At 70.0% G+C, this 23210-nt stretch carries 23 protein-coding genes and 1 tRNA gene; 8 read left to right on the top strand and 16 right to left on the bottom strand.

All coding sequences use genetic code 11. From position 1 onward, the window contains the following. The first annotated feature begins 3 nt into the window (after positions 1–3). Positions 4–885, top strand: a complete 882-nt coding sequence (locus tag CXP56_RS14215) for a PfkB family carbohydrate kinase (protein ID WP_038045442.1) — start codon at positions 4–6, stop codon at positions 883–885. On the opposite strand, the gene CXP56_RS14210 is transcribed toward CXP56_RS14215, so the two are convergent. The 6 genes from CXP56_RS14210 to CXP56_RS14185 all read right to left on the bottom strand — a co-directional run bounded on the left by CXP56_RS14210 (position 861) and on the right by CXP56_RS14185 (position 6307). Continuing rightward, positions 861–1559: a nucleoside/nucleotide kinase family protein gene (locus tag CXP56_RS14210; RefSeq protein ID WP_028848374.1), complete on the bottom strand. Its 699-nt coding sequence runs from the start codon at positions 1557–1559 to the stop codon at positions 861–863. The two genes, CXP56_RS14215 and CXP56_RS14210, sit on opposite strands and share 25 nt — an antisense overlap. A gap of 22 nt (positions 1560–1581) precedes the next feature. Then, positions 1582–2172: a hypothetical protein gene (locus CXP56_RS14205; protein WP_028848373.1), complete on the bottom strand. Its 591-nt coding sequence runs from the start codon at positions 2170–2172 to the stop codon at positions 1582–1584. Positions 2173–2336: 164 nt separating this feature from the next. Continuing rightward, entirely contained in the window at positions 2337–2816 is a 480-nt protein-coding gene (locus CXP56_RS14200; RefSeq protein WP_286901409.1) for a hypothetical protein, read from the bottom strand. 113 nt (positions 2817–2929) lie between these two features. Then, positions 2930–5152: a heavy metal translocating P-type ATPase gene (locus CXP56_RS14195; RefSeq protein WP_286901407.1), complete on the bottom strand. Its 2223-nt coding sequence runs from the start codon at positions 5150–5152 to the stop codon at positions 2930–2932. Continuing rightward, positions 5145–6107 carry a DUF8832 domain-containing protein gene (locus CXP56_RS14190; protein ID WP_286901406.1) on the bottom strand — a complete coding sequence of 321 codons (963 nt, stop codon included), beginning with the start codon at positions 6105–6107 and terminating at the stop codon, positions 5145–5147. Before CXP56_RS14190 ends, CXP56_RS14195 begins: the two co-directional genes overlap by 8 nt. Then, positions 6104–6307 carry a heavy-metal-associated domain-containing protein gene (locus tag CXP56_RS14185; RefSeq protein WP_028848369.1) on the bottom strand — a complete coding sequence of 68 codons (204 nt, stop codon included), beginning with the start codon at positions 6305–6307 and terminating at the stop codon, positions 6104–6106. Before CXP56_RS14185 ends, CXP56_RS14190 begins: the two co-directional genes overlap by 4 nt. Positions 6308–6528: 221 nt before the next feature. On the opposite strand from CXP56_RS14185, the gene CXP56_RS14180 reads away from it, so the two are divergent. The 3 genes from CXP56_RS14180 (at position 6529) to CXP56_RS14170 (ending at position 8153) form a co-directional block, all read left to right on the top strand. Next, positions 6529–6711, top strand: coding sequence for a hypothetical protein (locus CXP56_RS14180; protein WP_028848368.1), 183 nt, complete (start codon positions 6529–6531; stop codon positions 6709–6711). 183 nt (positions 6712–6894) lie between these two features. After that, the gene (locus tag CXP56_RS14175; protein WP_028848367.1) at positions 6895–7260 is read left to right on the top strand and encodes an MmcQ/YjbR family DNA-binding protein; all 366 of its coding nucleotides are present in this window, start codon (positions 6895–6897) and stop codon (positions 7258–7260) included. A 437-nt stretch (positions 7261–7697) separates the two neighbouring features. Further along, positions 7698–8153: an acyl-CoA thioesterase gene (locus CXP56_RS14170; RefSeq protein WP_051310329.1), complete on the top strand. Its 456-nt coding sequence runs from the start codon at positions 7698–7700 to the stop codon at positions 8151–8153. Between the two features lie 73 nt (positions 8154–8226). On the opposite strand, the gene CXP56_RS14165 is transcribed toward CXP56_RS14170, so the two are convergent. The 5 genes from CXP56_RS14165 to CXP56_RS14145 form a co-directional block, all read right to left on the bottom strand. After that, positions 8227–9150, bottom strand: a complete 924-nt coding sequence (locus CXP56_RS14165; protein WP_028848366.1) for a TAXI family TRAP transporter solute-binding subunit — start codon at positions 9148–9150, stop codon at positions 8227–8229. Then, positions 9147–10505 carry a sensor histidine kinase gene (locus tag CXP56_RS14160; RefSeq protein WP_245566697.1) on the bottom strand — a complete coding sequence of 453 codons (1359 nt, stop codon included), beginning with the start codon at positions 10503–10505 and terminating at the stop codon, positions 9147–9149. The genes CXP56_RS14165 and CXP56_RS14160 overlap by 4 nt, the downstream gene beginning before the upstream one ends. A gap of 66 nt (positions 10506–10571) precedes the next feature. Next, complete coding sequence (locus CXP56_RS14155; protein WP_028848364.1) at positions 10572–11909, bottom strand: Nramp family divalent metal transporter; 1338 nt, start codon at positions 11907–11909, stop codon at positions 10572–10574. A 244-nt stretch (positions 11910–12153) separates the two neighbouring features. Beyond that, entirely contained in the window at positions 12154–12807 is a 654-nt protein-coding gene (locus tag CXP56_RS14150) for a response regulator transcription factor (RefSeq protein WP_028848363.1), read from the bottom strand. After that, entirely contained in the window at positions 12788–14029 is a 1242-nt protein-coding gene (locus tag CXP56_RS14145) for a glycosyltransferase 87 family protein (protein ID WP_051310328.1), read from the bottom strand. Before CXP56_RS14145 ends, CXP56_RS14150 begins: the two co-directional genes overlap by 20 nt. A gap of 176 nt (positions 14030–14205) precedes the next feature. Here CXP56_RS14145 and CXP56_RS14140 point away from each other — a divergent pair, with 176 nt between their 5' ends. After that, positions 14206–14679 (top strand): nitroreductase family deazaflavin-dependent oxidoreductase, encoded by a 474-nt coding sequence (locus CXP56_RS14140; protein ID WP_211227611.1) that lies wholly within the window; start codon positions 14206–14208, stop codon positions 14677–14679. Positions 14680–14792: 113 nt separating this feature from the next. Here the strand turns inward: CXP56_RS14140 and CXP56_RS14135 are convergent. Next, positions 14793–14879 (bottom strand) — tRNA-Ser (locus CXP56_RS14135). A 516-nt stretch (positions 14880–15395) separates the two neighbouring features. Here CXP56_RS14135 and ypfJ point away from each other — a divergent pair. Continuing rightward, positions 15396–16331 carry a KPN_02809 family neutral zinc metallopeptidase gene (gene ypfJ / locus CXP56_RS14130; protein WP_028848361.1) on the top strand — a complete coding sequence of 312 codons (936 nt, stop codon included), beginning with the start codon at positions 15396–15398 and terminating at the stop codon, positions 16329–16331. 482 nt (positions 16332–16813) lie between these two features. Here ypfJ and CXP56_RS14125 read toward each other — a convergent pair whose 3' ends face one another. Continuing rightward, positions 16814–18352 (bottom strand): M28 family metallopeptidase, encoded by a 1539-nt coding sequence (locus CXP56_RS14125; RefSeq protein WP_028848360.1) that lies wholly within the window; start codon positions 18350–18352, stop codon positions 16814–16816. Between the two features lie 104 nt (positions 18353–18456). Then, positions 18457–19119, bottom strand: a complete 663-nt coding sequence (locus CXP56_RS14120; RefSeq protein WP_038045438.1) for a GNAT family N-acetyltransferase — start codon at positions 19117–19119, stop codon at positions 18457–18459. Positions 19120–19173: 54 nt separating this feature from the next. Between CXP56_RS14120 and CXP56_RS14115 the strand changes: the two genes are divergently transcribed. Next, positions 19174–20145, top strand: a complete 972-nt coding sequence (locus CXP56_RS14115) for an NAD(P)H-quinone oxidoreductase (protein ID WP_286901403.1) — start codon at positions 19174–19176, stop codon at positions 20143–20145. A 6-nt stretch (positions 20146–20151) separates the two neighbouring features. On the opposite strand, the gene CXP56_RS14110 is transcribed toward CXP56_RS14115, so the two are convergent. Both CXP56_RS14110 and CXP56_RS14105 read right to left on the bottom strand, forming a co-directional pair. Beyond that, complete coding sequence (locus CXP56_RS14110; protein ID WP_028848357.1) at positions 20152–21009, bottom strand: EamA family transporter; 858 nt, start codon at positions 21007–21009, stop codon at positions 20152–20154. A gap of 158 nt (positions 21010–21167) precedes the next feature. Further along, on the bottom strand, positions 21168–22367 hold the full coding sequence (locus CXP56_RS14105; RefSeq protein WP_028848356.1) for a cysteine desulfurase-like protein: 1200 nt from the start codon (positions 22365–22367) through the stop codon (positions 21168–21170). Between the two features lie 171 nt (positions 22368–22538). Here CXP56_RS14105 and CXP56_RS14100 point away from each other — a divergent pair, with 171 nt between their 5' ends. Then, positions 22539–23126, top strand: a complete 588-nt coding sequence (locus CXP56_RS14100) for a bacterial proteasome activator family protein (RefSeq protein WP_028848355.1) — start codon at positions 22539–22541, stop codon at positions 23124–23126. Positions 23127–23210 lie beyond the last annotated feature (84 nt).

The following is a 23210-nucleotide window of genomic DNA, read 5'->3' as shown; positions in this document are numbered from 1 at the left end:
GCGATGTCGGCCGTCCTGTTCGCCGGGCTGACCACGATCGACCTGGCCTACCTGGTCGACGACTACCCGGTGGAGGACACCAAGACCCAGGCGTCGGATCAGTTCCTGGGCGCGGGCGGTCCAGCCGCCAACGCCGCCGTGACGTACGCCTTTCTGTCCGGATCGCGACCGACGCTGGTCACCGCACTCGGGTCGCATCAGCTCACCGAGATCGCCAGGGCGGACTTGACCGAGCACGGCGTGCGGCCGGTCGACGTCATCGCGGGCGAGCAGCAACAGCTCCCCATCTCGTCGATCGTGGTCGCGCGCCGTGCCCGGACCCGCACGCTGGTCTCGCTCGACGGCAGCCGGATCTCCGCGCCTGCCGCCGGGTCGACGGTGTTCACCGACGACCTGCGCATCGTTCTCGTCGACGGTCACCACGAAGCGTTGTGCCTGGAGGCGGCCAGGCAAGCCCGGTCACGCGGCATCACGGTGATGCTCGACGCGGGTCGCTGGAAGGACGTCCATGCCGAGTTGCTGCCGCTGGTCGACGTCGCCATCTGCTCGGCGGCGTTCCGGCCCCCCGGCGTGCCCGACGATCCGGCAGACGTCCTGAACTACCTGGCTGATGCCGGTGTCAGCGCGGCGGCCGTGTCGGCGGGAGAGGCGCCGATCCGCTGTCGCTGGGGCGACGACACCTGTGCGGTGCCGGTCGGCCGGGAGCAGGTGATCGACACCCTCGGCGCGGGAGACATTTTGCACGGCGCGTTCTGCTACTACTTCGGTGACCTCGGGCAGCCGTTTCCCGAGGCCCTGTCCAACGCTGCTCGCGTGGCCACGTTCTCCTGCCGGTACTTCGGCACCAGGGAATGGATGCGTCACTGGCCGGGCGCCCGGCCATAGGATTCGAGCAGGCGATACTCGCCGTCGTCGTCGGCCAGCACCAGGTCGGCCCGGTCCAGGCCGGAGGCCACCAGGTCCGCGTTGCGGAGGTCGCTGGTCTCGACCTTCCGCCGCGCCACCTCCGCCGCCTTGCCGCCGCTGACGTGCCTGGCGAAGAGACGCTCGGCCAGCAGGGCCCGTTCTGCGTGCAGAAACCACACCTCGTCCAGGCAGTCCCGCACCTGGGACCAACCGTCGGTGTCCAGCAGCAGGTAGTTGCCTTCGGTGATCACGATCGACGTCTCGGGACCGAAGCGTGCCCCGTCGGGCCGCGGTTCGTGCCGCGCGCGGTCGTAGATCGGTACCGTGAGCGCTGCCGTCGATCGCCGCAGCTGCCGCAACGTCGCGACGTAGGCGGCGACATCGAACGTGTGCGGCTCGCCCTTGTGGTCGGTCCACCCTCGCCGGGCGAGCTCGGCGTTGGTCAGGTGGAAGCCGTCCATCGGGGCGATCGCCACCGTTTCCGAGCCCGCGATGTCCGCGATGCGGCGGCGTAGCCGCGCGGCCAATGTCGACTTTCCCGCGCCCGGTGGACCGGCAATGCCGAGGACGAACCGTGCTGACGGGCGCGAACCGGCGCGCCGGACGACCTGCTGCGCCAGCTCGTCGAGGCTCGTCGGCTCACCAGCGTCCACCTGGACGATGCTACGAGCCCGGTCAGCTCTCCCGGTTGACACGGGCCAAGCGAACGCAGATGGCGCCGGTGACGTAGCCGGTGACGATGCCGCCGAGGAACGGCACCCACGTGTAGTAGCTGAGGTATTCGCCGGTGATGCCGAAGGTCTGGGTGAACCAGCTGTCCCCGAGCGACTGCGCGGAAGCCACCATCTCGGCCATGACGGCGTCGTCGATTCCTACCAGCCCGGCCAGGTAAGTGACGCCGATGACGCCGACCACCCAGAACGTGGCCAGCTCGAACGCGGGCAGCCGCTGCGTCGACCCGATCCACACCAGGCCGGCGACCAGCGCGGACAGCGGGAACGTCAGCGCGAACGCGGCGAAGAAGTCCAGCGGGGAGGCCAGGCTCACCGAGCTTTTCGCCACCACGGCAATGGCTGCGATGGCGGCGGACAACACGGCGTTGCCCACGATCAACGTGGTGACGGCCAGTACGATCCGGCCGCCGACGTGCTGGGGGCGAGCCGAAGGCGCGGCGCCGGTGCCCTCCAGGACACTGTCGCGGCGCATCGCGCGGGGCAGCAACTCGCCCAGTTCGAGCTCGTTTGCCTCGGCCGCATGGTTCTCCATGCCTTGGGACTCGCGGAAGTACGCAGAATCGTTACCTCATGTGAACCTGCGTCCCCCGGTCGGGCTAGGAGCCTGTGCCGTTCACGCCGACCAGAGCGACTGAAAGGCGCTCTCACCACCGGAGACGCCGTGACGGGCCGAGCGGCGCGAGCACCGTCGCCCGGTCACCGAGGGTAGGGGTCGGTGTCGTCGATCGACGGACTCACATAGGGCTCGGCACCCCCGGAAGCGTCCATCTGCCCGGGCACCGGGGAGATCGGGGACTCGCCGAGCGACGCACCGCCGACCTCGCGCGCCCGATGCCGGGCCAGCCGCTGGGACCGGGCGCTCTCCCGGTCGCGCAGGGACGCCAGCGCGGTGGTGGCAGCCCAGTGCGCAAGGGCGAGGAACAACAGCAACAGCCCCAACCGCGCCACCACGCCGGTCACGGTGTTCCATTCGCCGATCGTCGACGCCAGCGCGACGACCCCGAAGGAAACCAGGTGGAACAGCACCACCACGAGGCTCACCTGGGACTCGGCCGACCCCGCGTCGGAGGACGACTGGCGCAGCATCCGGCGCCCGCTGCGGTAGATGATCTGGCCGTCGATCACCACCAGCAGTGCGCCGATCAGCAGGAACAGCACGTACGAGTTCGTGTTCACGCCAGCGAGTACCCCACGCGAGGGAGAACGACACTACTCAGCGTGGGTTCCCGGGCGACGATCCGTCGCTCGGCGAAGCGCGCTCGGCGACGACCGGCCCTGCCGCGACGCCCTCACCGGAATCGGCGCAGCCGCAGGCTGTTCAGCACCACCGACACCGAGCTGAACGCCATCGCGGCCCCGGCGATCATCGGGTTGAGCAGGCCGGCCGCAGCCAACGGCAAAGCCGCCAGGTTGTAGCCGAACGCCCAGCCCAGGTTGCTCTTGATGACCCGGAGCGTGCGGCGGCTCAGCCGGATGGCATCGGCCGCCAGCCGCAGGTCACCCCGGACCAGGGTCAGGTCGCTGGCCTCGATGGCCACGTCCGTGCCCGTGCCCATGGCCAGGCCGAGATCGGCCTGGGCGAGCGCGGCCGCGTCGTTGACCCCGTCGCCGACCATCGCGACGACCTTGCCCTCGTCCTGCAGCCGTTTGACCACGTCGACCTTGTCCGCGGGCAGCACTTCGGCGATCACGTTGCCCGCATCGATGCCGACCTCCGCGGCCACGGCCGCCGCGGTCGTCTTGTTGTCGCCGGTCAGCAGCACCGGGGTCAGGCCGAGCTCGCGCAGCTGCCGCACCGCCTCGGCGGAGGTCGGCTTCACCGTGTCGGACAGCGCGATCAGCCCGCGGGCCGTTCCGTCCCAGCCGACCGCCACCACGGTGCGGCCTTCGGCCTCCGCCGAGCGCTGCCATGCGACGAGATCGTCGGTCAGCCGCATGGACCACTGCTCGAGCAGGGCGGGACGGCCGACCACCACCGCGTGGCCGTCGACCACGCCGTGCACGCCGAGGCCTTCGACGTTGGCGAAATCCCGCACGGCAGGCAGCTCGCCCACCTTGTTCGAGGCCGCCGAGGCGATGGCGCGGGCAATGGGGTGTTCGGAGGCGTTCTCCACCGCCCCGGCCAGCCGCAGCACCTCGTCGTCGCCGTGCCAGTCGATCACCGACAGCTCGCCGGTGGTCACGGTGCCGGTCTTGTCCAGCACCACGGTGTCGACCCGCCTCGTCGACTCCAGCACCTCCGGGCCCTTCAGCAGGATGCCCAGCTGCGCACCGCGGCCGGACCCGACCAGCAACGCCGTGGGAGTGGCCAGCCCGAGGGCGCACGGGCAGGCGATGATCAGCACGGCCACCGCCGCGGTGATCGCCGACGTCGCCGGTGATCCGCTGCCGAGCCAGAAGCCCAGCGTGCCGACGGCCAGCGCGATGACCGCGGGGACGAAGACGCCCGAGATGCGGTCGGCCAACCGCTGCACCCGGGCCTTGCCCGCCTGGGCTTGCTCGACCAGCTTGGCCAGCTGCGCCAGCTGGGTGTCGGCGCCGACCCTGGTGGCACGCACCACCAGCCGGCCGCCCGCGTTCACCGTCGCGCCGACGACCCGGGACCCTTCGCGAACATCGACCGGGACGGACTCCCCGGTCAGCATGCTCTCGTCGACCGCCGAGCTGCCCTCGATCACCACGCCGTCGGTGGCGATCTTCTCGCCCGGCCGCACCACGAACGTGTCACCGACGGCGAGCTGCTCGATCGGGACGCGGATCTCCTTGCCGTCGCGCAGCACGGCGACGTCCTTGGCGCCGAGCTCGAGCAAGGCGCGCAGGGCCGAGCCCGCGCGCCGCTTGGCCCGCAACTCGAAGTACCGGCCGAGCAGGATGAACGCAGTGACGCCCGCGGCGACCTCCAGGTACATCGCGGGGCCCGCGTCGGGCTCGACGGTGAACCGGAACGGATGCTGCATGCCGGGGACACCCGCACCGCCCCAGAACAACGCGTACAGCGACCAGCCGAACGCGGCGGCCACGCCCAGGGAGATCAGGGTGTCCATGGTCGCCGTGCCGTGCCGGGCGTTCCGCACCGCGGCCACGTGAAACGGCCAGGCGCCCCAGATCGCCACCGGGGCCGCGAGGGCGAGCGAGACCCACTGCCAGTAGGTGAACTGCAGCGGGGTGATCATCGCCATGGCGATCACCGGGACCGCCAGCACGATGCTGATCACCGCACGGTCCCGCATCGCCCGCAGCTGGGGGTCGTCGTCCCGCGCGGCCCGGCCGTCCTCCTCCGGCGTGGCCGGTGCGGGGAGCTCGGCCGAGTAGCCTGCCTGCTCGATGGTGGCGATCAGGTCCTCGGGCTGGATGGTCTCCGGGTGGCTGACCGTCGCCTTCTCGGTGGCGTAGTTGACCGTGGCCTGCACGCCGTCGAGCTTGTTGAGCTTGCGCTCGATCCGGTTGGCGCACGACGCGCAGGTCATGCCGCCGATGGACAGCTCCATGGTGCGGGTGGCCTGGTCAGCCATGGTGGTGTCCCTCCGCAGGCACCGTGAACTCCGCCGTGCGGACCGTGCCGCGGTGCTGGAAATCCAGATACAGCCGGTACGTTCCTGGGGACGGCACCTCCGCCTGGAAGCGGATCTCGGGCCCGCGTGCCTCCGGGTCGACCGGGTGGACGTGCAAGTAGGCAAGGTCGCCCTGGCGCAGCGCGACGAGGTGCCCCGATGCCCCGAGGTACTGCTGGAGATCGGTCACCGGCTTGCCGCCGCGGGTGACCGTCAGCGTCAGGTCCGAGGTCTCGCCCGGCTTCAGCTCGCCGTCCAGGCGGACTTGGTAGCCGTCGACCGTCGCCACCCGGGACGGCGCGAACGTCTCCGGCTGGAACGTGCCGGGCACAGCCAGGTCGACGCCGAGGGTCATGGCTTGGCCGTCGGTGGGACGGAAGTCGGCGAACGCGCGGTAGCTGCCCGGTTTGGTCAGCCGCAGCGGCACCGACCAGGTGCCGTCGGCGGCCATCGCCGGGTGCAGGTGCTGGAATTCGGCCGAGTCCCGCCGGACGAGGATGAGGTGCAGCTTCTTCTCGTGCTCCACCTCGAAGCGGGTGACCGGGTGGCCGTCCGGCCCCAGGATGCGGAACCGGAACCGCTCGGTGCGGTCCGCGCGCAACGTCGACGTCAGCGGCGCGAAGGTGTAGCCGTCCTGGGACGCGCTCAGCCCCGCGGGCACGCCCGCCGCGTGACCACCGCCGCCGTGCCCGTCCTCCGCATGTCCGCCATGGCCACCGTCACCGCCTTGGGCTCCGTGGCCGGGCATGCCGCCATCCTCGCCGGAGCCGCTGCCGTGCATCGCGTCGCTTGTGGTGCCCCCATCCGCGACGTCCGGCTCACTCTGCGGGCCGACCGTGGCGCCGAGCACCCAGCCGCCGCCAAGAGCCACGGCGAGAGCGGCACCGAAAGCAACGAGTTTGGCGGGAGTCTTCATGCCAGCGCGTACCCCGCCTCCTCGACCGCGGCCCGCACGTCGGCGACGTTCAGCTCCGCGTCGCTCACCACGGTCACCTTCCCGGTCTCCAGGTCCACGGACACATCGCGGACCCCGGCGATGGCGCCGATCTCCTCGGAGACCGAGCTGGCGCAATGGCCGCAGGTCATGCCGGTCACGGTGTAGGTGGTCTCGGTCATGCCACTCCTCCTCGCTCTGCTCACGGCCGACTATACCCCCTGGGGGTATCACTCCCGCGTGCGGTGCCAGTTGTTCTCGTGATCCCCACGCCGCAGCGTCGCTTGTGGTTCGTCAGGCGCGAGGCAGCGGCCGAATTGCCGACTTTCGGCTATCGTCGCGGCTACAGCGGTCGTGGGGCCGGGCACGCGGACGGCCCGCGACCAGACGGGAGGCGAGCAGGATGCCCGAGCGCACGCCGAAGGAATCCCAAGAGGCCGTCGACGACCTGGAGCGCAAGGTCTTCGGCCACACCAAGGATCAACGACGCGACCCCGAGGAAGGCGCCGAGGCGAACCGCCCCATCGACCCCTCGGAGACGACGGCGGAAGAAGGCGGCCACTCCGGTACCGAACCACCCGGCTGAGCCCAGCGAACGCGTCGGCTCCGTCGCCCGACCGTTCCGCCCGTCGAAGCACCGGACAAAGGCGCCTCGCGGCACCACGCCGGAGCGGCGTCCGAATCATCGAGCGCACCGGTCGCGGGCCCTGAGCCGGCCAGCCGAACACGTCTTCACCACATTGACGGTGCTGGTGCGCACAATGCCCTGGTGGCCGTCGACAGCACTGTCTTTCTCCGGATCATCGACGCGTTGCCCGAGGTGACGCAGACCCAAGGCGGCGACTACACCTCCTACCGCGTGCGCGGCAAGCGGTTCGGGTACTACTGGCCGCGCACTCGGACGGTCGGCCTCAAGCAGTTGCTGCACGAGCAGAAGGCGCTGGTCGCCGAGCGGCCGGACGTGTTCGAGGTGCAGTTCACCTCGGGCGCCTTCGGCTGGGTGGTGGTGTATCTGGCAGGCATCGATGCGGACGAGTTGACCGAGCTGGTCTACGAGGCATGGCGGTTGTCCGCACCGGAGGACTTGATCGACGCCCATCCGGAGCCGCCGACGCTGGCCACCGGCGACGGCTGACCGGATGGACTGACGTCGGACTGCGCCACGGCCGGCTCGCCGCTGTAGCCGTGCCGAGCAGCGTCCGAGCCTCTGCTCGCCGACAAACGTCAATGATCCCGCTCGCTGGTGGATCGACCGGCTTCCGCGCGCCGACCCGAGCCGCCGACCTCACCACGACAACGCAGGTCGACACCGAACGGCATGCGCACCCGCACGGCGCAGTGATCAGCTGCCCGCATCGCCGCTGTCCGGCCCCTGCCACTGAAGTGATCAGCTGCCCGCACCGCCACCGCCCAGCCCCGCCACTGAAGTGATCAGCTGCCCACACCGCCACCGCCCAGCCCCTGCCACTGAAGTGATCAGCTGCCCACACCGCCACCGCCCAGCCCCGCCATTGACGCGTCGACCGGAGTCACGCCTCGCCGGGGGCCGAGCCGACCGGTTACCGTCGCAGAATGGCCAAAGTGATCACGTCCATGCCCCTGCGGGTGCGCTACCACGAATGCGATGCGCAAGGCGTGGTGTTCAACGCGCACTACCTGGCGTATGCCGACATGGCCTGCATGGAGTGCATCGAAACGCTCTTCGGCTCCTACGACGAGCTGCTCGGCCTCGGTGTCGACTTCGTCGTCGCCGAGGCCAACGTGCGGTTCCGTGCGCCGTGCCACTACAAGGACCAGCTGCGCGTGGATTGCTTCGTGGACAAGCTCGGCACCACGTCCCTCATCCTGCGGTTCGACATGATGCGCGGCGACGAGCGCGTCGCCGAGGTGACCAATCGCTACGTGTGGGTCGACCCCAAGGAGCTTCGGCCGAAGAGACCCCCGGCCGAGGTTCGCGCCGTGTTCGAACCCTTCGCGCCGGGCGCATCCGGTGAACAGCCGTCGGGGCACACCGCAGCGGACGGCTGATCCACAGCCCAGTAGCCGTCGCGTCACCACGTTCCGCAGCCCGCGGCCCCAACCCACGAGTCCTCCGGTCGGCCTACCCTCTGAGCTCTCGATACGCGTCTGCTGCCCCCGGGTGCAGCGGGACGCTTCCGGTGGCGATCAACGAGCGCAACTCCAAGTACTGGGTTCCCAGCGCGGACGCCGGAACCAGGCGCGGCGCCTGCTGGACCAGGGTACGGGCCACCGCCGCCGCCGTATCCGCGGAGAGCGTCCGGCTGGCCAGCAGCAAGTTCGGCACGCCGATCGTGGCCACCGGCCCAGTGTTGCCGTATGTCCCGGCCGGGATGACCACCCGGTGATACGGCGCGTCGTACGCCTCCAGCAAGGCGGGCAACACGGTGGTGAGATCGAGCAGCCGGACCGCATGCGAGCCGCTGAGCGCCGTCAACGCGGGCGTCGGCACGCCGCCGGACCACAACAGCGCGTCGATCTCTCCCCTGGCAAGCCGCTTCGTCGCCACCGACAGCTCGTTGTGGTCCACCCGCGCATTCACCCCTGCCGAGGCCAGCAACCGTTCACCGAAGATCGCTGCGCCAGATCCCGCCGCGCCCAGCGAGATCCGGCGGCCGGCAAGATCGCCGACAGAACTGATCGCGCTGTCCGCCGAGACCACCAGCTGCATGTAGTTCTCGTAGACCCGGCCGATCGCCCGCAACGGCAGCGGCTCGCCGAACGGCTCACGCCCGGCGACGGCCGCTTCGGCCACGTCGGCCAAACTGAGGCCGAGGGTGGCGCGGCCGACATGCACCTGGGCGATGTTCTGATGCGAACCGTTCGTGTAGCCGACCGTGGCGTCGAGCGTCCTGGCCAGCAGCCGGGCGAACTCCACGTAGAACCCACCGGGCTCCCCCGCGGCGATGCGCAGGCCGGGCGGCGGCTCCGCCGACCGGGTGCACGCGCCCGCCATGCTCCCCGCGGCCACCCCCAGCGCCATGACCAGTGCTGTCCGCCGCTTCATGTGGTCACCGCCGGGAGCCGCAGCCGCACACCCAGGCCGTGCGGCTGAACGTGATACAGCTCGAACCGTCCACCCCGAGCCGTCACCAGCCGCTCGGCGATGGCCAGCCCCAGGCCCGAACCCGGCCCGCTGCTCCCCCTCCAGAACCGTTGGGTCAACCGTGGCAGGTCCTGCTCCGCCACCCCCGGGCCGTCATCGGTTATGCACACGACCACGTAGTCGTCGTGGCGTTCGCCCGACCACGTCACCGTCGCGCCGTCACCGGCGTACTTGATGGCGTTGTCCAGGACGACGTCGAACACCTGCGCAAGCTCGCTCTCGGAACACCCGACTCGCAACTCGGACAGCATGGCGCCGGCGAGCCGCACTCCTGCCTCGGATGCCGCGTCGTGCCATGCCTCGACCCGCTCGGCCAACACCGTGGCCGCATCGCACTGCGCCTGCGGCTCGTCGGAGGCGGCCAGGTCGGTGGCGGTGCTGTCCGCCGAAGCCAGCGCGAGCATCCCGTCCAGCAGGTCTTCCAGGCGTGCCAGCTCGACCTGCATCTGCCGGACGTCGTGCTCGTGCCCGCTGCCCTGCCGATCCGCGATTCCGTCCAGACGCAGCCGCAGGGCCGCCATCGGATTCCGCAGCTGGTGCGACACATCGGCGACCAGGGCGCGCTGCCGCTCGGCCGACTCGGCCAGCGCATCGGACATCCGATTGAACTTCTGCGCCAGCCCCCGCAGCTCCGGCGGCCCCGACACCACCTCGACATGCGTGTCCCCCCGGCCTTGGGTCATGCGGTGCATGCCGGCCGCCAGCTGATCGATCGGCCGCAGCACCCACCGCGCGATCCGCAGCACCAGCAACACCGCGACCACCAGCGCGAGCAGCGCACCCAGCAGGATCCCGCCCCACCAGACCCGGATGTCCGCCACCGCAGGCTCGACCGAGGTGCGCAGCACCACCGCGCCGCTCACCCGCACCCCGGTGCCGACGGCGTGGCTGACCAGCACGTCTCCGGAGGACCACGGCCGCAGATCCGCGGGCCTCGGCTGGGTTTGATTGCGCAACGCGGCTTCCGCTGCGGACACCGCGCGCGGGTCGTCGGCCGGCAACCCCTCCGCCACGACGACAGTGCGCCGAGCATCGACGATCAACACCCCGTCGCCGAATACCCGGCTGTGGGCGGCCACCTCGTCACGCAGCTGATCGGTGTTGTTCTCCGCCAACGCGGTCTGGGCCATCGCGGCGAACCGGGCCGCGTCGGCCGAGCGCGACAGGATGAACTCGTTGGTGCGGCTCTCCGCGGTGCTGAGCAACAGCGGGACGGCGAACCCCGCCACGGCGACGACCGCGAAGGCGAGCAGCACGAGGAGCAGCCTGCGGCGCATCAGTCCGCCCGCCGTCCCGTGCTACTCGCCGTCACGGTGTGCAGGCTAGGACAGCCGCCCGGCGATGTCGGTGACCAGCAGCGTCAGGAACAGCGCCGCGCACGCGGTCAGCAGGACGTTGGACAGCCACCCGGAGCGGCCTTCCTGCCCAATGCGCCGCGAGTTGAGCAGCAGCATCAGCGAAATCGCCAGGAACGGCATGAACGCCGAGCCGAGCACGCCGTAGGCCAGCGTCACCCCGAACGGCTTGTCCAGGAACAGCAGCAGCATCGGCGGGAACGTCAGCCACAGCAGGTAGGCGCGGAACGGCAGGGATCGTTCGGCGGCCGCCGCCTGGTACGCCACCGGCTCGCCGCCTTCCGCCTGCTCGCCGACCGCGGCTTCGGCCATCGCGGCTTCGGCCTTCCTGCCGTGCGGCAGGCGAATGGTGCGGGTCCAGTCGGTGAACAGCAGGCTCACGCCGTTCCACACGCCCAGCAGCGAGGTCGCCGAAACCGCGAAGAAGCCGATCAGGAAGACGATGCGGGCCCACTGGCCGTACTGCTCACCCAGCTCCTCGCCCAGCACCAGCAGGCCGGTGTCGCTCTCGGTCAGCTGCTGACCGAGCAGCAAGGTCGAGCCCACGATCAGCATCGCCACGACGAAGATGCCGGTCATGATGTAGCCGACCGCGTTGTCCAGCCGCATCATGGACAGCCAGCGCGGCCCCTTCCACCCCTTGGCGAATGCCCAGTAGCCGTATGCGGCCATGGTGATGGTGCCGCCGACCCCGCCGATCAGACCGAGCACGTACACCACCGAGCCGTCCGGCAGGCGGGGCGCCAGACCGCCGAACACCTCGCCCAGGTTGGGCGAGACCAGGACGGCGATCAGGATCACCGACACGAACGCGACCAGCACCAGGGCGGTCATGACCTTCTCGAACGCCCGGTAGCGCTGCAGCCAGACCAGGATCAAGCCCACGACCCCGGCGATCATCGCCCAGTAACGCACCGACAGCCCGCCGAACAGCGCGTTCAGCGGCAACGCGGTCGCCGACATCGCGGTCGCGCCGTAGACGAAGCCCCACAGGATCATGTAGACGCCGAAGAAGACCGTGGCCCAGTAGCCGAGTCGGCGCCAGCCGTCCAGCAGGGTGGTGCCGGAGGCCACGTGCCAGCGACCGACCCCCTCACCGAGTGCCAGCTTGAGGATCGTGCCCACGATCGCCGCCCACAGCAGCATCGTGCCGTACTGGGCGCCCGCCACCATCGTCGCGACCAGGTCGCCTGCGCCGACACCGGTCGCCGCGGCCACCAGTCCCGGCCCGAGCCAGCGGAGCTTGGCCTTTCCGGTCGGCACCTCTGCGGATGCCGTCTTCGTGCTGGAGGAATCGCTGCTCATGACCTCCTGCCCTTCGTTGCGCCGGAGAATGTCGGCGAGCACGATACGGCGCAGGCCATGGGCGGACGGGCCAGCTTCACACGTTCTTAAGAACAGAATCGATAACGGACCGGGCACCGGGACGCTTCCTGCCACCGCAACATCCCCGGCCACCAACAACCGACCGAACGCACCGAGACACCCCCGCCACCACAACACCCCCGGCCACCAACAACCGACCAAGCGCACCGGTGCGCTTCACCGGTCAGTCGCCGAGCCGGAAGCCGAAACCGCGAACAGTGGTCAGCAGCCCGGGCCGGTTGATCTTGGCGCGCAGCGCCGCCAGGTGCACGTCCAGGGCGCGCGAAACCGATTTGTCGACATGGCCCCACACCTGCAGCAGGAGTTCGTCGCGGCTGACCGCGACACCCGGCCGCCGCGCCAGAGCAGCCAGGATGTCGTACTCCTTGCCGGTCAGGCGCAGTTCTGCGCCGCCGACGGTGACCCGCCGGGCCGCGAGGTCGACGCGGAGATCGCCGATTTCGGCAACCGGATCAGCGGTCTGCGCTCGCGCGCGCCGCACGACGGCATCCACCCGCGCCAACAATTCCTTGAGCCTGACCGGTTTCACCAGGTAATCGTCGGCACCGAGGTGGAGGGCACGGACCACGTCGCGCTCCGCGGACCGGGCGGTGATCACCAGCACCGGGACCGGGGAGGCGCGCCGGATGGTGCGCAGCACCTCGAAGCCGTCGCCGTCCGGCAATCCGAGGTCGAGCAGCACCAGCTCGGCATCCGGCAGCAGCACAGGTACTTCCGCCGCGACTGCGGCCCGGAAGACACCGTGTCCCCTGGCGCGGAGCGCATCCAGAATCGCACCCGCGACGCCGTCGTCGTCCTCAACCACCAATATCCGCATCGGCAGACATGATGCCGCGTGGGTGCGACTCCGCCACCCGCCGCCGGAAACCGGCCACCGCCACGATCACCAGAACGACGGCCGCGGTGAGCAGATAGGCGTTGCCGAGCAGCCACTCGCCGGCCGTCCACCCATACTCGAGGCCGTCGTTGTTCGGCACCAACCAGTGCGGCGCCAGCACGAAGATCGCCGCGACCACGACCGCAGGCAGCAGCACGCGCCACGACATGATTTCCAGCGTGGCAGCCAGCGCAGGCAACACCCACACCCAGTGATGACTCCACGAAATGGGCGAGACCATCACGCCGACGACACCGCAGATCGCGACCGCGGTCAGTTCGGAGCCCAGGCGCAGCGCGCGGCGCATGGCCACGGCGCCGATCGCGGTGACCGCGATCGCGACGAGCAGCCACAGCACGATCAACCCGCCTTCGTCGAACCCGGCCCTGGACAGCACACCGTAAATCGACTGATTGCCCGCATACTCGTTGCCGACCCGTTCTGCGGTGTCGAAGACGACGTCGGTCCAATACGAGATGGAGGCCTGTGGCGCAAGAAGGAAGCCCAGGGCCATGCACCCGACGAAAGAGCTGACCGTCGCCACGACTGCACGTGTGTCCCGTCGTAGCAGGAAATACACCAGGAACACCAAGGGCGTGAGCTTGATGGCGGCGGCGAGCCCGACAAGCACCCCGCGCGGCAACCACCGAAGGTCGACCAAACAATCGACGACGACGAGCGCAAGAAGAAGGAGATTGATCTGGCCGAATCCGAACGTGTGCCTGACCGGCTCGAATTGCAGGCACAGTGCCACCATTCCGGCGGCAACCAGCGGCCACGGACCGGTTCGCTCGGGCAATCTGCGAGCCAGCACCACCGCCGCGAGCACAAGGGCCGCGAAAGACAGAACCGTCATCACGACACCGGCGGTTTCGGCACTCACGACCGCCAGCGAGCTGAACAGCACCGCGGCCAGCGGCGGATAAAGAAAAGGCAGGTTGATGTCCAACCCGCTCGTCGCGTAGACGTCCTGGCCGGTCAGCCACTGTTGTGCGCCCTGGCGGTAGACGTTCACGTCGAGGAGTTCACCGCCCCAGGAGCGCACGACGTCGTACCCGACGACACCGATCAACGCGATCGCGACCAAAGCCACCGCCGGCTCCACCCGCCAGCCGCGGCGTTGGCGCGACGCCTCCACAGAATTCCCCGTGGTGACGTACATGCCTGCGGCCCCCTGTATCCAATCGCCGCGAGGTTACCGATCACCACCGGCAACGCGCCAACCCCTTGCCGGTACTTGCCCGGCCGATATCGGGCAAGCGGTGCACAGGGCGAGGAACGCCGACGACACCGGGGCGGCAAGCGGACGGCTTTCCGACGGCATACGGTGGCATGACGATGGCTTTGACGGATCGCAAACCACGGGGAGTGCTCCGCGCCCTGCTGCGCGCGCCGATCTGGCTGTATCGCGCACACCTCGGATGGGTTTTCCGGCGGCGGCTGCTCTACCTGGTTCATCGCGGACGGCGCACCGGGGCCCGGCGCGAGGTGGTCGTCGAAGTCGTCGACTTCCGGCCCGACCTTCCCGAGGCCGTAGTCGTGGCGGCATGGGGCCCGAACCCGGATTGGTATCGCAACCTGCAAGCCGCCCCGGCCGTGGAGGTCCGCATCGGCAGGGATCGCTGGCTGAACCCGGAACACCGGCGCCTCGAGCCGGACGAAACGCTCCGCGCGCTCCGCACCTACCAGCGCAAGCATCCCCGCGCCTGGCGGCGCCTCGCGCCACTGCTCGGCTTCCCCGCCGACCCGGACGACCCGCGATGGCCGGAAGTGGCCGCCACCGTCAAAGCGTTGGCTTTCCGTCCTCGATGACGCTTCCGGCCCTTCGCTGCGTCTGCTCAGACAGCGGCATACGAACTGTCCGGCGTAGCCCTCCGAAGACGACGGGCCGAGCTGCCCGGCTCGGCCCGTCGTCGATCGTCACGCGGAGGCGGAGGGATTTGAACCCCCGGTCGGTTTCACCCGACGGTCGCTTTCAAGGCGACTGCATTCGGCCGCTCTGCCACGCCTCCTCGATGCCCAAAGGGTAGCGACACCTCCCCCGCACGGAGCGACCGGGAAAGGTGAACGGCCTTGTCTCATCAGCACGACAGGCGCATGCTGGGTGTACGGATGGTCACGGCCCATGGCGTTCCGCGGCGAACAGCGGCGGGGCCGGCCCTCCCGGGAAGGGCAGGTGGTGCAGTGTCGAATGATTCTTCGCGGTTGGCCGCCGACTGTGCCCCCTCGTTTGGAGCGGCCTGACCCGATTCCGGCGAGGACGAGAGCGGTCGTCAGACGCGGGTGTCCTCCGAATGCGCGCACATGGTCGCGTATCTCGACGGTGTTCCAGCCTGCCTCGGCCAGGTGTCCATATCGGCCAGCAGTGCTAGCCGCCGGCCCGCGGTGCGGCCAATCGCCCCAACAACCTCTCACCCTGGGCGCGGTGCCCGTTTGGACAGCGCGGGCGACCGCGCCCAGGCTTGTCCACGGCGCGGATCGACGGCGCAGCTTGGTTACGCTTCACACGGCGCAGTGAGGAGTGCGACGTGGACTTCAACGAAGGAGCCGACCTCGACGCAGGTGAGATTCGCGACCTGCGGGGTGTCACAGGAGGCATCGGGGGCCGGGTCGTCGCAGGCGGCGGCGGGCTCGGCATCGTCGGCGTGATCATCTACCTGCTGTTGTCGCAGTTCGGGGGCGGTTTCGGCAATCTCGGCGGCGGGTTCGGGCTGGACCGCGGGCTGGCTGGCCTCGGCTCCGGTCAGCAGGTCACCAACAGCGACCTGAGCTCCGAATGTCGCACCGGCGCCGACGCCAAGCGCAACCACGATTGCGCCATCGTCGCCATCGTCAACTCGATCCAGGACTACTGGAGCAACGCGTTCGCTCGCTCCGGCACGACGTATCGCCCAGCCACCACGACCTTCTTCACCGACCGCGTCGAGACCGCCTGCGGGGCGGCCGACTCCAGCATCGGCCCGTTCTACTGCCCGGCCGACGAGGGCGTGTACCTGAATCTGTCCTTCTTCGAAGACGTGCTGCAGCGCCGGTTCGGGGCCGAGGGCGGACTGTTCGCCGAGGCGTACGTGCTCGCCCACGAGTACGGGCACCACGTGCAGAACCTGCTGGGCCGCTCGTCCCGGATCAACCACAACGAGACCGGGCCGACTTCGGGCCTGGTGCGCCTGGAACTGCAGGCCGACTGCTACGCGGGAGTGTGGGCGCACAACGCCGCCACCACACCGACCGAGAGCGGCGAACCGCTGATCACCAACATCACGCAGGAAGACATCAGGCAGGCCCTCGATGCGGCGCAGCACATCGGCGACGACTACCTGCAGCGCGAGTTCGGTGGCGGCCGGGTGGACGAGTCCCAGTTCAGCCACGGCACGTCGGCGCAGCGGGAGAAATGGCTGCTCACCGGCCTGAACACGGGTGACCCGGCGGCCTGCGACACGTTCAACACCAACGACCTCGGCTGACCTGTCCATCGGCGCGGCGCGTGACACACCAGTCACCGCGAACCAGCGCCGGCTGCCCACCGTCACCACAACCCCGCAAACAGCCCACCGCCACGCACCACAAACCACGACCCGCGCAAGCCGCCCACCGCAGCTCGCCCGCCACCACGAGCCGGCCAGCTGCCCGCCGTCATCCCGCCACCACGACCCCGCGCGGCTTCTCCCAGCTCGTCACCTCACTGGAACGAAGGGCGGCCGCGCAAGGCGGCGAGAACTGGTCGACCACCTTGACGCAGCCACTGGGATTCCGGCAGGTGCCAGCGAGGCCACACACCGAGTGGCGTGCTCGCGGCCAGCCGGACAACCGCGATCCTGTTGCGCTGCCGTAGCTTCCGCGCTCAGGTGCGCGGCCCGGCTGACGCATCCCCGACAGGCCGCGGACAAAGCAACGCGGGCGGCTCCCGCTCGAGGAACCGCCCGCGTCAGAGGAGTATCGAGCTGCCTCAGCTCACCGCGGCGTGCTCGTGCGCGTGGCTGTTGGCCACCTTCGGCAGGACACGCTCGCCCGCCCGCAGCTTGGCGATGGCGGCCTTCGACTTCTTGCCACCCGGCTTGATGCCGTTGACCTTCTCGGTGCTCAGCGCGTAGTTGGCGATCGCCCACGCCATGGCGTCGCTGTTGACCTCGAGCGCCTTGCGGTCGAGGTTGCCGAGGTTGTCGCACTTGGCGTGGTAGCACGGGTCGTACGCGACACCGGCCTTGCCGCCCCACAGCTTGGCCTGCTCTTCGGTCTTGATCCCTTCGGCGCCGGTGAACAGACCACCCGACGGGATGCCGACCTCGATGAACGGACCGTAGTCGGACCGGCCGTCGAAGTCAGTGCCCTGCGTGGTGATCTTGTACTGCTTCTTGATGAAGTCGACGAAGGTCTTCTCGATGTCGGCCGAGCCGTACGGGCCTTCCGGCGCACCCACGCCGTCGGAGTCGTCGCCGTCGTAGACGAAGTAGGCCGCGTTCGGCGAGCCGATCATGTCGAAGTTCAAGTACAGCGCGATGTCGAACTGCTCGGACTCCGACAGCTGCGACACGTAGTACTCCGAGCCGACCAGGCCCAGCTCCTCGGCGCTCCACCAGGCGAACCGCACCGCGTTGTTCACCTTCGGGGTGGCGCCCAGCTCCAGCGCCGTGGTCAGCAGCGCGGCCGAACCGGAGCCGTTGTCGTTGATGCCCGGGCCGTCGGGCACACCGTCCAGGTGCGCACCGGCCATCACCACGTTGTCGTGCCGACCGGTCTTGGTCTCGGCGATGATGTTCTTGGTGGTGCGCTGCTCGGTGATGCCCTGCAGGTCCAGAGTCGCTTCCTGGCCCGCGGCCGCGACCAGCTTGGCGCCGTCCTCCTGGGTCACGCCACCGGTCGGGATCGCACCGACCTCCGGGTCGCCCAGGGTCCCGTTGAGCGCGCCGTCGACGTTGTTGTAGATGATCGCGCCGACGGCACCCGCTTCGGCCGCGGCGGTCTGCTTCTCGGCGAAGGTGCACGCACCGCGCTGGATGACCGCGATCTTGCCCTCGACGTCCGCGCTGTAGTCGCTGACCTCACAGCCCGGCGTCTCGTCCTCCGGGATGGCGATCAGCGGCGCGGTCACCCCACCTTCCGGGCTGTTGGCGCTGTAGGCCATGCGGATGACCGGGATGTCCTCGCCGCCCACGGTCAGCGTCTCGGTCACCGTCTCGTCGTAGACGAACTCGAATTCCTGACGCGTGACGTCGAAGCCCGCGGCTTCCAGTTTCGAGGCGACGTACTCGGCGGACTTGTTGTGTCCTTCCGTCCCGGCGGCTCGATTCCCGTCGTTCTGGTCGGCGTAACGCTGGAACGCGATCAGGTGCTTCTGCACCTTGTCCGGATTGACCGCTTTGACCAGTTTCTTCGGCAGATTCTGATCCGCTTTCGGAGCGGCGCCGGCACCTGGCGCGCCGAGCACCAAAGCAGCGCCCGCCGCGACCGCGGTAACGGCGGCGAGCTTCTTTCTCACCGATGGCATAACCGAACTCCCGGTTTCGTGGAAAGGGTCCACCGTGGCGCGGGCCGCCCCGCCGGCCGCTGCGCCCCGATAGCGCCATGACCCTATGCGGATTGCCCGATACGTCAAGGTTTCACCGGCGGAATCTGGCCACTGGCTAAAAAGGGCACACAAGCATCCGCACCCTCGGTATAGAGTGTCCACTTCGGACGAACGAAATCCTGCGCCGTGAGCAGGAATCGCCGCTCGACCCGCCGTCGGCCGCGCACCACGAGCAGCCGTGTGCCGTCCGGCCGGTACCCCAGCTTCCGGCTGACCGCGGCCGAAGCCTCGTTGCCGTCCAGCGCCGACGACCGGGCCGTCTCGGCGCCCAGGTGATCGAACGCGAACATCAGCACGGCCGCCCGCATCTCGGTACCGAAGCCCTGCCCTTGACAGGCCCTGCCCAGCCACGACCCGGTGGACACTTCCCTGGTGATCGGGAAGTCCTCGGCCACCAATCCTTGCTCGCCGATGACCTTGCCGTCCAGCCGCACCAGGAAGTTCACCACGAACGACCCGCCCACGATCGATGCGCGCCGTTCCCAGTGATGCCGCACCGTGTTCGGGCCGAGCGCTTCCGGTCCGGCGTCGGTCCACGGAAACGCGAACGGCATCTCCTCCGGCGGGTGGATCCCGGCCCGGGCGACCTCGATCAGCTCGAACAACCCGTCGTCGTCGTCCGGGCGCAGTTCCAGTCTGGGCGTGCGGAGCACGAGATGACGCAACGGCCACGGGTCAGCGGTCATGGGCACATCGTGCGGTCTCCGGGCACGGGCCGCCACTGGTTATACGGTTGGCGCATGCGTGCGGTAACGATCAGCGAACCAGGCGGACCCGAAAAGCTGCAGTGGACCGAGGTGCCCGATCCGCGGCCGGGCGCGGGCGAGGTGCTGCTCGAGGTGGTGGCCTCGGCGGTCAACCGGGCCGACGTGTTGCAGCGCCAGGGTTACTACCCGCCGCCGCCCGGGGCGCCGGAGTACCCGGGACTGGAGTGTTCCGGCCGGATCGTCGAGGTCGGCGAAGGGGTCGACGGCTGGTCGGTCGGCGACGAGGTGTGCGCGTTGCTGGCGGGTGGCGGTTACGCGGAGCGCGTGGCGGTGCCCGCCGCCCAGCTGCTACCGGTCCCGGGCGGCGTCGACCTGGTCGAGGCCGCCGCGCTGCCGGAGGTCGCCTGCACGGTGTGGTCCAACGTCGTCATGGTGGCCCGGCTGCAGGCCGGTGAGCTGCTGCTGGTGCACGGCGGAGCAGGCGGTATCGGAACGCACGCGATCCAGGTCGGCAAGGCGCTCGGCGCGCGCGTCGCGATCACCGCGGGCTCCCAGGAGCGGGTGGACAGGTGCCGCGAGCTGGGCGCCGACATCGCGATCAACTACCGCGAGGACGACTTCGTCGAGGTCGTCAAGGCCGAAGGCGGCGCGAACGTCATCCTCGACGTGATGGGCGCGAAGTATCTCGACCGCAACGTCGACGCGCTGGCCACCGAGGGCCGCCTGGTGATCATCGGCATGCAGGGCGGCACGAAAGCCGAACTGAACATCGGCAAGCTGCTCAGCAAGCGCGGCTCGGTGACGGCGACCAACCTGCGCGGGCGCCCGGTGGACGACAAGGGGACCATCGTCGCCGCGGTGCGGGAGCACCTGTGGCCGCTGATCGAGAAAGGGGCCGTCCGGCCGGTCATCGGGCAGACCGTGCCGATGTCGAACGCGGCGGAGGCGCACCGCGCGCTCGAGGGCGGCCAGGTCTTCGGCAAGGTACTGCTCACCGTCGGGTGAGCCGTCTCAGGCCGACGCGATCATGACGGTGGCCGCCATCGCGGCCACCAAGCCGGCACTCTGCCCTCGGCTGAGTCGTTCGCGCAGGACGGTGACGCCCAGGATCACCGGAACCACCGGGTACAGCGACGCCACCACGACCGCGACCGTGATCAGTTCGACCCGCGTGGCGTAGAGGTAACACACCAGCGCGGCGCCGGCGAGCACTCCGGCCAGCAGGCCTCCGGCCGTCGCGCGCCGCGCTTCGCCGTCGCCGGCGATCGCGTCGATGTGCTGCGCAGGCACGATCATGCCCAGCACGAGGACCGTGACGATCGACGTGACCCGACCGGACGCCACCGCCCAGATCCCGGAGTCCGGTCCTGCCTGCGCCAGCGCCAGGTACTGCAGTGCGATCCCGACGCTGGCGACGAGCCCGTCCAGCACCGACATTCTGGCGGCGTGGGCGTCGTCGCCGTTGCCGCGCGAGATGACCCACAACGCGGGCAGCGTGATCACGATGCCCAGCCACGCGAGCGGTTCCGGCCGCTCGCCGAGCACCAGCACACCGACCAGCACCGGCAGCACGACCCCGCCGACCGCGCTGGTGGGCACCACGATGGACACCGCACCGCGCCCCATGCCGCGGAACAAGAACGTCATCCCGATGGCGGTGCCGACCCCGGACAGCCCGCCCCACGCCAGGTCGGCCAGGGCGGGAATCTCCGGCGAGACCACCGGAGCGGCCAGCCCGACCACCACGAGCGCGCCGATCTGCCCAAGCATCGCGATGCGCAGGAACGACGCCCGCCGCGACGCGACGCCACCCACGTAGTCCGACAAGCCGTAGTTGAACGCAGACCCCAGCGCCAGAAGTACGCCCACGCCCTCACCCGTCTCCGCGCGCCGCCCTCGCCACGCGTCCCGTCACCGACTCGACGTCATCGGCGATGGATCATGCCGCACACCGGCTCGCCCGCCAATGGGCCGGATCACGGCACGAGCCGCCATGCGGCGGCAGCACACGCCTGGCCCGCTCGGCGTCACGCCAGGTCGCGCAGGGCCCTGATGAGCTCGTTGACCTCGAACCTGCTGGTGTAGTGGGCCAGGCCGATCCGCACCGCCCCGCCGACCTCGCCCACCCCGAGCGCGGCGAACAATCCCGTCGTGCCGTCGTCGGCGAACGCGCAGATCCCCCGCGACGCCAGGTATTGCACGACTTCCGCGGCCTTGTGGTCGACCACGGTGAAAGCCAGCGCCGGGATGCGCCGCATGGCGTCGCCGATGAGCATCACGTGGCGCATCGCCCGCAGCTCGGACGTGAGCAGGGCGAGCAGTTCGGAGGTGTGGTGCCGGGCCGCGGCGATCGACGCCAGCAGCCGCTCGCGCCGCGACCCCGCAGCCGTGTCGTCCAAACCGGCCAGGAAGTCCACCGAAGCCACCATGCCGGCCAGCAGCGCGTACGCATGGGCCCCCACCTCGAGCCGGGCCGGGCCGCGCGCGGCCTGGTCCAGCGACACCGAGTGGATGCGGTTCAGCAACCCCGGGTCCCGGAACACCAGCGCCCCCACCGCCGGGCCGCCCCACGACAGCGCGGACACCACCATGACGTCGGCGCCCGAGGCGTGAATGTCCAAAGGGACGAACGGGGCGGCGAAGGAGGCGTCGACCACCATGAGCGCACCGACTCGGCGCGCGAACTCCGCCACCGTGGCCACGTCCGGCCGGGTGCCGACCGTGCCGGAGGCGGCAGTGAGCGCGACCAGCTTGGTCCGCGGCGTCACCAGCGTCTCGTACTGCCACGCGGGCAGCTCACAGGTCTCGATGTCCACTTCGCCCCAGCGGACCACGCCGCCGACCCGCCGCGCCGCCTCCACCCACGGAATCTGGTTCGCCGGCTCGTCCAGCCGGGAGACGACCACCTCGTCGCCGAGCGTCCACACGTCACCCAGCGCGGTGGCCAGGCGCCAGAGCAGCACCGCGCTGCTGGGGCCCAGCACGACGCCTTCCGGATCCGCTCCGGTCAGGTCGGCTATCGCCCGGCGCGCCGCCGCCACGATGCTGTCGGCACGCTGGGACGCCGGGAAGACGCCACCCGGGCTGGACACCGGTGCCCGCATCGCCGTGGCGACCGCGGAGGCGACCTGTTCGGGAACCAGCATTCCCGCAGCGCCCTCGAGGTGCACCCACCCATCGCCGAGGGCCGGCATCAGGCCACGGATGCGGGCGATGTCGAATGGCATCCTCACCTCCGCAAAGTGCCCCCCGTCCCCCCACGACAACACACCGTACGGACGCTGCCAGAGGTGGGACGGTCCGGGGTGCCCTCTGCGGGCTCGATTGCCCAGGTAGCGACTACTCTCGAGAGTGGGCCATCGCGGCCGGCCCGGCCGCGTTCACCGTCGACCACACGGATGGAGCACATGTCCGAGCCGAACACCCCAGAATCCGGCACAGCAGGTAACGCCGAGCAGGAAGCGTCACACCACGTGGTGGTTGTCGGTCCCGACGGCTCTCCGGTGGGTGCCGCGAAGATCCCTGCCGAGTCGTCCGACGACGACAACGGCAACGTCGGCGAGCTGATCGAAGAGCCCGGCAAGGTGATGCGGATCGGCACGATGATCAAGCAGCTGCTGGAGGAGGTGCGGGCCGCTCCGCTGGACGACGCCAGCCGCAACCGGCTGCGCGAGATCCATGAGACCTCGATCAAGGAGCTGGAGGACGCGCTCGCCCCGGAGCTGCGGGAAGAGATGGAACGGCTGATGGCCCCGTTCACCGAGTCCACCACGCCGTCCGACGCCGAGCTGCGGGTGGCGCAGGCCCAGCTCGTCGGCTGGCTGGAGGGCCTGTTCCACGGCATCCAGACGGCGCTGTTCGCGCAGCAGATGGCGGCCAGGGTGCAGCTGGAGCAGATGCGCCGCGGGCTGCCCACCGGCGGCCACCACTCCACCGGGCACAGCTCCGGCCCCGGCGACAGCCACGGCACCGGCCAGTACCTGTGACGTCCGACTGGCGGTGACGAGCGGGCCGGCTGCGCGAGCTGGGACACCCGGCGCACAGCGGCCGAGCTCGATGCAGCCGGGCCC

The sequence above is a fragment of the Thermocrispum sp. genome, from assembly GCF_002919275.1.
Classification (GTDB): domain Bacteria; phylum Actinomycetota; class Actinomycetes; order Mycobacteriales; family Pseudonocardiaceae; genus Thermocrispum; species Thermocrispum agreste.
The sequence above is the reverse complement of the archived record's forward strand: the minus strand, read 5'-3'. Positions and strand labels throughout refer to the sequence as shown.